Annotated in this window: 2 protein-coding genes and 1 pseudogene; 2 read left to right on the top strand and 1 reads right to left on the bottom strand. The window is 65.0% G+C overall.

Annotated elements, in window-relative coordinates; genetic code table 11:
• Nucleotides 1-724: 724 nt before the first annotated feature.
• Nucleotides 725-2431: a group II intron reverse transcriptase/maturase gene (gene ltrA, locus FXO23_RS50275; protein ID WP_246258671.1), complete on the top strand. Its 1707-nt coding sequence runs from the start codon at nt 725-727 to the stop codon at nt 2429-2431.
• Between the two features lie 9 nt (nt 2432-2440).
• Nucleotides 2441-3247 carry a group II intron maturase-specific domain-containing protein gene (locus tag FXO23_RS50270; RefSeq protein WP_246258670.1) on the top strand — a complete coding sequence of 269 codons (807 nt, stop codon included), beginning with the start codon at nt 2441-2443 and terminating at the stop codon, nt 3245-3247.
• Nucleotides 3248-3359: 112 nt separating this feature from the next.
• On the opposite strand, the pseudogene FXO23_RS50265 reads toward FXO23_RS50270, so the two are convergent.
• Nucleotides 3360-4049 (bottom strand): annotated as a pseudogene (locus FXO23_RS50265) (IS256 family transposase); the annotation flags it as partial.

Genomic DNA, 4049 nt, shown 5'->3' with positions numbered 1-4049 from the left:
GTGCGACACGAAAGGTGCACGTTGTGAGTGGATCACGTTGGACGGAGGTTCGGCTGATGCCGGGAACGTGATCTCGGGCCAGTGTCTGGAGGCCTGTCCTCGCCTTGGCATGCGTCGCTGGTAACGGCGGGGTGTGAAGCCCAAGGGAAAGCCGAAGGGCCCTCGCGCATCACGGGAGGCCACGGGCGAGAGGAAGATCGGACGGGCGAATAGGGTGAACCTTCGTTGATGCCTCGTGACTGACGGGCCCCCGCGGATGGCTGCTGTGGTGGGGGTGTAGGGCTGGCCGCTGGAAAGCGGCGGATGCCGGCGGGGACATTCCCTTCCCGCCGGGGAGACACCATCGCCCCGGGGTCAAGAAGGCGCCCATCCCGATCAGGTCTCACGCGTGTGCAACGTGGGAACCCCGTTGCGGTCCAGCGATGCTGGTAGGCCGACCGTGAGGGAGGCGGAATCCCGCAGCGGGAACAGGACGGTCCAACAAGCGAAAGCCGGTGCGCCGAAAGGCGACGGGAAAGCGGCACGAGACTACTGCTCCTCCAGCAGTGGTGTCGTATAACCGGCCGGATACGGGTCCTGGTGGCCCGCCTCGAAAGAGGGCAGACGTGGACCGGGTGGGTCTGCGAAGAGAACGGATGACAAGGCGTTGGAACCGAGGGACAAGTTGGACGCTGGGACGCTGCCTGCGGGTGGGGTTGGGGCGAACGGACCCGAGGACACGGCCTTGGACTGGGACGCTGTGGATTGGCGTGCCGCCGAGGACCACGTACGACGGCTGCGGCAACGGATCTTCGCGGCGACGCGGGCTGGGGACCACAAGCGGGTCCGCAGCTTGCAGAAGCTGTTGCTCCGAAGCCTGTCGAACACGCTGCTGAGCGTGCGGCAGGTGACCGAGCGCAATGCTGGTCGTCTCACTCCCGGCGTTGACGGTCGCATCGCGCTGTCAGCGGCGGACAAGGAACGCCTGGTGATCGAGATCCAGTGGTCACCGAGGCAGGCCCAACCGGTGAGACGGGTGTTCATCCCGAAGGCGAACGGGAAACAGCGCCCCCTCGGCATACCGGTGATCGTGGATCGCGCCCAGCAGGCTCGAGTGCGTAACGCGCTGGAGCCCGAGTGGGAGGCCCGGTTCGAGCCCAGGAGTTACGGGTTCCGGCCGGGCCGGGGATGTCATGACGCGATCGAGGCCATCTATCAGGTCGTCAAGGGCAAGGACCCGAGACGCCAGTGGATACTCGACGCCGATCTCCAAGGAGCGTTCGACCACATCGATCACGACTTCGTTCTCGGCCAGCTCGGCACCTTCCCCGGACGGGACATGGTCCGCGCATGGTTGACGGCGGGCGTGATGGACCACGGCCGGTTCGCCCTGACGGAGGAGGGTGCGCCGCAAGGGGGCGTGATCAGCCCCTTGCTGCTGAACATCGCCCTGCACGGGATGGAAGCAGCGGCCGGGGTGAGGTATTTCAAGCGCAGTCGAGGCGGGATCGAGACCGCGCCTGATGCCCCGGTGCTGGTCCGCTATGCCGACGATCTGCTGGCGTTCTGCCGCAGTCGCGAGCACGCGGAACAGGTCAAGCAACGATTGGCTGAGTGGCTGCGGCCGAGAGGCCTGGTGTTCAACGAGGCCAAGACCCAGATCGTCCACGTCAACCAGGGGTGTGACTTTCTCGGGTTCAACATCCGCCGCTACCACGGCAAACTCCCGCTGATCAAACCCAGCGACGACGCTGTGAAGCGTATCCGGGAACGGCTGCGCACCGAGATGCGTGCTCTGCTTGGGAGCAACGCCGCCTCGGTCCTGCGTGCGCTCACCCCGATCATCAGGGGGTGGGCCGCGTATTACCGCAGCCAGGTCTCCAGCGAGGTGTTTTCCGCGCTGGATGACTACATGTGGAAGCTGCTCTACAAATGGATCAAGCGGACACACCCGAACAAGTCCAGGTGGTGGAGGATGGACCGGTACTTCGGCCGGTTCAACCCCTCCCGCAACAACCGGTGGGTCTTCGGTGACAAGGACACCGGGGCCTACCTGCCCAAGTTCGCCTGGACGAAGATCGTCCGGCACGTGATGGTTGTCGGGACCGCCTCTCCAGACGATCCCGACCTGGCCCGCTACTGGGCCGACCGTCGCGGCAAGCAGCCCAACGGACCGCTCAGCGTGCTGCTTCTCGCCAAGCTCAAAGCCCAGCGAGGACGCTGCCCGCTCTGCGGAACCATGCTGCTGCACGCCGAACGCGAACCACAAACCCCGCGCGAGTGGGAACAATGGTTACGCGGCACCCGAACAGCGATCAGCAAACTCAACATCGCCACCGGGAACGGCGCGGACGATCAACGCCTCATCCACACCGGCTGCCGGACACGAACCGCCCGACCGGCAGCACCAGCACTGCTCCTTGCGGATTCAACGCCAACAGGACCTGCTTGAGCCGGATGTGTGGAAACGCACCAGTCCGGTTCTGAGGGGGCCGGGACGCAGCAATGCGTCCCGGCTACCCGACTCCTGTCCCCGTTACTGGCCAACATCGCGCTGTCCGTGCTCGACGAGCACGTGATGGCGCCGTGGCATCCAGACGGGCCGATGGGAACCACAGCTCGGCGGAACTACCGTCGTTCCAAGGGCCTGCCGACGTGGCGGATCGTGCGCTATGCGGATGATTTCGTCGTGCTCGTGCATGGTCAGGAGCACGACGTGGTGGCCCTGCGCGAAGACATCGCTGATGCGCTGGCCCCGCTGGGTCTACGGCTGTCGGAGACCAAGACGCGGGTCGTGCATATGGCGGATGGGTTTGACTTCCTGGGTTTCCGCATCCAGTGGAAACGCAAGCGAGGCACAGACCAGTGGTACGTATACACGTTCATCGCCGACCGTCCCCTTCGGTCGGTGAAGGCGAAGATCCGTGCCCTGACACATCGTGTCAGTCAGGCCGACATGGGCGCTGTGATCGGCAGGATCAACCAGATCCTGCGCGGCTGGACCAACTACTTCCGGCATGCCGTGTGTAAACACACCCTCGGCAACCTCAAGCACTTCGCCGAATGGCGAGTGATCAGGTGGCTGAGGAAACGGCACCGCTGGAGGTGGACAGCGTTCCGCCGCCGGTTCACCACCCCAACCGGGCGATGGCTGCCGATCGCGGCCGACGGGGTTGCGTTGTTCAACCCGGCATCGGTGACGGTCACCCGCTACCGCTACCGGGGAAACAAGATCCCTAACCCGTTCATCCGGCCCAACCACGCCTAACGGCACCAGCCGTGGAGAGCCCGGTGCGTCGAGAGGCGCACGCCGGGTTCGGCGAGCGGCCCGCAGAAACGGACCGGTGGCAACACCGGCACCGCGCTGCGGGCCGACTCAACCAGCGCATCGTCCATCGGGCGCGGCCTGTGCCGGTGGGGTCCAGGCTGCGGGTCACAAGGTACAGGCACTTCAGCGCGGCTTGCTCGGTCGGGAAGTGCCCACGGGCGCGGATCGCCCGCCGGTAGCGGGCGTTGAGGGATTCAATCGCGTTGGTGGAGCAGATCATGCGCCTGATCTCGATGTCGTAATCGAGGAAGGGCACGAACTCGTCCCAGGCGTTACGCCACAGCCGAATCACCGCACCGTACTTCTTGCCCCATTTCTCCTCCAGTTCGTCCAAGGCAAGTAATGCGGCATCGGGGTTGGGTGCGGTGTAGATAGGTTTGATGCCCCGTTTCACCGCGTCCCAGTCCCGGCGGGACACGAGACGGAAAGTGTTCCGGATCAGGTGAACAACGCAGGTTTGAACAATGGTTTGCGGCCAGACGTTCGTCACAACCTCGGGCAGGCCTTTGAGGCCATCGCAGACCAGGAAGAACACGTCACGGATACCGCGGTTCTTCAGATCGACCAGCACGCTCATCCAGAACTTCGCGCCCTCGCCGCCGGTCCCCATCCACAGCCCCAGCACGTCCTTGCGCCCGTCCACGGTGACGCCGATGGCGGCGTAGACGGGCCGGTTGGCAACCTGGCCGTCCCGCACCTTGACATGGATCGCGTCAATGAACACGGCCACGTAGACAGGGCG

It is taken from the genome of Amycolatopsis anabasis (assembly GCF_009765355.1).
GTDB lineage: Bacteria > Actinomycetota > Actinomycetes > Mycobacteriales > Pseudonocardiaceae > Amycolatopsis > Amycolatopsis anabasis.
The sequence above is the reverse complement of the archived record's forward strand: the minus strand, read 5'-3'. Positions and strand labels throughout refer to the sequence as shown.